The sequence below is a fragment of the Trinickia sp. genome (assembly GCF_035492435.1).
In the GTDB taxonomy this organism is placed as follows: Bacteria; Pseudomonadota; Gammaproteobacteria; order Burkholderiales; family Burkholderiaceae; genus Trinickia.
Window position 1 is genome coordinate 1 of record NZ_DATJJF010000117.1, and the last position, 4937, is coordinate 4937.

The following is a 4937-nucleotide window of genomic DNA, read 5'->3' on the forward strand; positions in this document are numbered from 1 at the left end:
GGGCTCGACTTGACCCAATTCGGGCATGATTCGAAAGCCCGAGAGCGCTTCGTGTCGAATGGGCCGGCTGGCGACATGCTCGGGCTTGCGGTCGTCGAATTCGGTGTCAGCGGTATGCCAGCGGCGAGTCTTCGCATTCAAGAGCCGCGCGAATTGGATGCTGTTTTTGTGCATGCCGCCGTTCGGAATGACGAGCAGATCGAATTTCTGCTTCCGCAATCGAAGGATCAGCGACAGGCGATCGCGTATAGCATTGATTTTCCCGGGCCTCGGATTGCGTTCGAATTGCTTGCTGTACACATAGGTGTGGACCACGCTGACATCCGGGTTGCCTTCCAGCACCGCACGGTTGTATTTGTTTGCCAACACGTGAATCTCCGCCCCGGGCCATCTTTCTTTCAGACGACGCAAAAGCGGCGTAGTGCAAACCATATCGCCGAGAAAGTCGATTCGGACAACAAGTATTCGTTTCATTGTGTGCTTGGGACTAACTCGCGTGTCGCACAAGAGAAGCGCATAGTTCACATACGGCGGCTTTAGCCAATGTGCTCGGCCAGCCATAGCAGTGAGCTTCACACGCCTTTGGGCGCTGCGTTCAGGGAGGTGAAACCCGCCGGCGTGAGCCGCAGCCGACTGCATGCGCGCTAGCTCCCCACCGAAGACAGGCGGCCCCGAACGCGTGGAAGGTTATTTGAATCAGGGCAGTCGCACGTTCGGTGTTGGTGGACTCGCCGTGAAGTATACCGCACCCCGCCTGTAAGAACGGCGGCCTCGCATTGCTTCGGCGCCCTGGACTTGACTCGCGCATTCAGCCATTGAGCACCTCACGGCGCTGACCGAAGCGGTCGCATTAAGTCGCCCTGCTTTGACATCTCAGGCCAAACAAAGTCGACGGCATCGATGACCTCACGCACTGAGGGACGTCTCCCCTCATCGCCGATGGACACCGCACAGCCCGGTACATTGACGCCATAATGCTTCTTCGAGGTGGCCGTGAAAATCATGACGGTCGGCTTTCGCAACGCGGCAGCCAGATGGACGAACCCGGTATCCGCGCCCACCACGATCGACGATGAATCGATTTGCTGCGCAACCTCCAACAGGCTCATGTGCGGCAGAACCATTGCGTTCGGGATACCGGCGGCAATGGCGATCGACTCGTCGTGCTCGTCCGGCGAGCCCCATGGCAGTGCCACCCGAATCCCACGATCAATCAGATACCGCCCGACGCACTGCCAGTGATCGATCGTCCACTTTTTGGCGGCGCCGGAAGTGGCATGAAACAACAACGCAAAAGCGTCGCCCTGTGCGTCCCGACGCGGACCGTGCGCTGCCGGAATGTGCAACCCGAACTCCGGCGGCGATTCGATCCGGTAACCCAACGCGTCGCCCACCGTCTGGCGAAGGCCTTCCAACACATTGAGTTCCGCTGGGCGCGCGAAGCGCCTCGTATAGGCAAATGCGGCCCCTTGCTCCCCGAGGTCCGCCAAACGGTACCCATACCGCGTACGGGAACGGGCGAGAAAAGCGATGATGGCGCTCTTGTACACGCCATGCAGATCGATGACTGCGTCGTAATACACGCCGCGCAGTTCGCCGATCGAAGCGAAAATGGCCTTCAAGTCTTGGGCTCGGCGTGTTTTCTTGAAATGCCGCAGGGGCGCGCACAACACGCGGTCGACGCCCGCATTCCATCGCGGCACGTCGGCGAACGCGGCATCCGCGGCCCAATCCACCGCGACAGCGGGGAATGCCCGCCGCAGGTCGGCAACGACGGGTTGTGCCTGCACAATGTCGCCCAGCGAGGTCACTTTGACGATCAAGACGCGGTTCATTGTCGACTCGCGTGTATTTAATCAGACCACTTTGCCAAGTTGTGGGAACAAGCTAGCCGCGATATTGCGCGAAGCGCAACGGCAGCGCAGTTTGCCCGCCAACACAACCACAGCTTTTTGAGCGATGAGGCAATCGGCCTCGAGAAACGACCCGCCGTTGGTTACGGCGATCAGGCGTCGCGCCTTGCAGCCGCTCCACGCGTGCGACCATGAACGGCGCTCGCCAAGGCCACCAGTGCCTCGACATGGGCAGCGAGCCTCGGGTCATAAGCGACCGCCTCGCGGGCCATGCGGGCTCGGTCGACTTCTGGGCCGCCCTGCACCGATGCGACCGCTTGCGCGAGCACGGCGTGCAACGCACCCGATTCGCCGGGCGCGAAGACGAACTTCGCCTGATCGGCAATGGCGTCGCAGCAGCCGACGTTGGCTGCCAGAATCACAGGCGTGCCACACATTATGGACTCGATGCCGACAAGTCCAAACGGCTCATACGTCGAAGCGAGAATCGTGAAGTCGGCTGCCCGATAACAATCCTCGATCTCTTTCACGTAACCGACGTAGCGAATTCGCTCGCTCGTGCGCTGCGGCGGCCGCCCGGCCACGGCGACGACCACGGGAAGACGGGTCTCGCGCATGACGGCTTCGATGAACGGCAACCCCTTGCGCTCATGGCTGCTCGACGGAAAAAGCAGCACAACCTCGCCGTCGGCAAAGCCAAAGCGCTGGCGCAGCCGGGCTCGCTCTGCGGCGTCAACAGGGGAAAAACGTGCCGAATCGACCGGCGGATACAGCAAGCGGATCTTTTCGTCGTCCACGCCGTAGAGCGTGCGCAGTTCGTCGCGCATTTGCGGCGAATGCGCGACGACGACGGCAGCGCGCGCGTACTGCCGGCTTTCGAGCGCGATCTGCCACTTGTCCGAGCGCTTCGGTGCACGCCCGGTCGCACTTAGAAATCCACGATGTGTGCCGCCGCAAATGGCGATATCGGAAGAATCGACGCGATTGCAGCCGATGAGCACATCCACATCCGCGCCACGCCGCGCTGCGCGCAAGCGCCATGAAAACCAGTGATCGCGCCATTTGCCGGGCAGCCACGAGACGCTGATGCGATGCGGCTCCACGAGCCCGAATTCCGGCAACGAGCGGTCGAATTTACGGGCGAAGAAAGCGAGCGGCGATTCCTGGCCATGAGCCGCCAAACCGCGTGCGAGGTCCATCGCATAGCGCTCGAAACCGCCACCGTGCTTCAGCGCGTTTGCCGAAATCCCCAGCTTCATGTCGCGGTGGGCCCCCGCATCAGGGCAACGAGGCACGCCATCAATAGACGATCTCCACCGCACTACCCGCAAACTCGCTGCGCAGCGCAGCAAGCAGATCGTCGCTGGGCCGCACGCGCCACGCATCGCCGAGGCGCATTTCACCCTGCGCGCTTTCGTTTCGATAAGCGACCTGCACCGCGAGCCCGTTAGGCACCACAGTCTGCGCGCGAGAACGGCCGTCCCCGCCGGCCCCGCGTGACATGGCACCTCGGCCGCCCGCGGGACGTGACATCGTGGCGGCAGGCGTTTCAGCCTCCTCCGCCGCCTGGGGCGGCGCGCCATGCGCTTCGAGCACGCGCCGCAGCACGAGCGCATCGGCATTGCCGTTCATGCTGACTTTGACGGCTTGCGCGTACCGGCTGCGAGCACGCTCGAGATCCATCACCGAGTCGACCGTGAAGCGGATACCGCCCGTAAACGCATCGTTGCGCGCCTGGCCCTGCGCGACAAGCAGCTCGTCTTCCTTGAACAGCGCCCGGTTCGCCTCGAATTGTTCATTGAACACCGTGACTTCGCACTGGCCCGTCGCATCGTCGATGAGTGCAATCAGCATCTTGCCGCGCTGGGTCATCTGCGTGCGCAGCGAAACGATGATGCCGGCCACGAGCTTGTCGCGCCCTTCCTTCAGATCGCCGATCTTCATGCGCACGAAGCGGCGCACTTCGCTCTTGTACGCATCGAACAGATGACCCGAAAGGTAGAACCCGAGCGCGCTCTTTTCCTCTTGGAGCTTGCGCTTTTCCTCCCAGGCAGGCTCATCGACGAGCGCAGGGGCTTCGATCATGGCATCGCCCGTATCGAAAAGCCCCGCCTGCATGGCGTTGGCGCTCGCCTGGTCGGCGGCCTCCATGGCGAGCGGCACCGAGGCGATCAACTGAGCGCGATTCGGATGCAGCGTGTCGAACGCGCCAGCACGAATCAGCGCCTCGACGGTACGGCGGTTGACGACACGCCGGTCGATGCGGGCGCAAAAGTCGAAGAGATCCTTGAATTGCCCCTCATCGCGCGCCCGCAAAATCTCTTCGATCGCGTTCTGTCCGCTTCCCTTCACGGCGCCGAGGCCGTAACGGATCGTGCGCGAGCGCTTGCCGTCAGCTTCCGCAACCGGCTCGAAGCGATAGGCCGAATGGTTGATGTCGGGCGGCAACACGGCCATGCCGTTGTTCTTGCAATCCTCGTAGAGAATCTTGACCTTGTCGGTGTCGTCCATCGCCAAGCTCATGTTGGCTGCCATGAACTCGGCCGGATGATGCGCCTTTAGCCACGCCGTGTAATACGCAAGCAGCGCATAAGCCGCCGCGTGCGACTTGTTGAAGCCGTAGCCCGCGAACTTCTCCATCAAGTCGAAGGTCTCGTCGGCCTTTTCACCCGTGAGCCCGTTCTTGGCCGCGCCTGCGCGGAAGAGCTCGCGGTGCTGGGCCATCTCCTCGGCCTTCTTCTTGCCCATCGCGCGGCGCAACAGGTCAGCGCCGCCCAGCGAGTAGCCGCCGATGATCTGCGCCATCTGCATCACCTGCTCCTGGTAGACCATGATGCCGTAGGTCTCTTTCAGAACAGGTTCGACTCGCGGGTCCGGATATTCGACGTTCTCCCGCCCGTGCTTGCGCGCACAAAAGCTGGGGATGAGGTCCATCGGACCCGGACGGTAGAGCGCAACGAGCGCGATGATGTCCTCGAAACGGTCGGGCTGCGCATCCTTCAGCATGCCCTGCATCCCGCGGCTTTCCAGCTGGAATACGGCGACCGTGTTCGCTTTTTTCAGGATCGAGAACGCGGCCTGATC

Annotated in this window: 4 protein-coding genes; all 4 read right to left on the reverse strand. The window is 62.2% G+C overall.

The window, feature by feature from the left end:
• On the reverse strand, positions 1-474 hold a 474-nt coding region (locus VL598_RS09035; protein ID WP_414718685.1), incomplete at its 3' end, for a glycosyltransferase family 9 protein.
• A 350-nt stretch (positions 475-824) separates the two neighbouring features.
• Positions 825-1835, reverse strand: a complete 1011-nt coding sequence (gene waaC / locus VL598_RS09040; RefSeq protein ID WP_325326373.1) for a lipopolysaccharide heptosyltransferase I — start codon at positions 1833-1835, stop codon at positions 825-827.
• A gap of 170 nt (positions 1836-2005) precedes the next feature.
• A complete protein-coding gene (locus VL598_RS09045) occupies positions 2006-3112 on the reverse strand; it encodes a glycosyltransferase family 4 protein (RefSeq protein WP_325326374.1) in 1107 nt (368 codons plus the stop codon).
• A 40-nt stretch (positions 3113-3152) separates the two neighbouring features.
• The coding region (gene dnaE, locus VL598_RS09050) for a DNA polymerase III subunit alpha (RefSeq protein ID WP_325326375.1) at positions 3153-4937 on the reverse strand (1785 nt) is incomplete at its 5' end.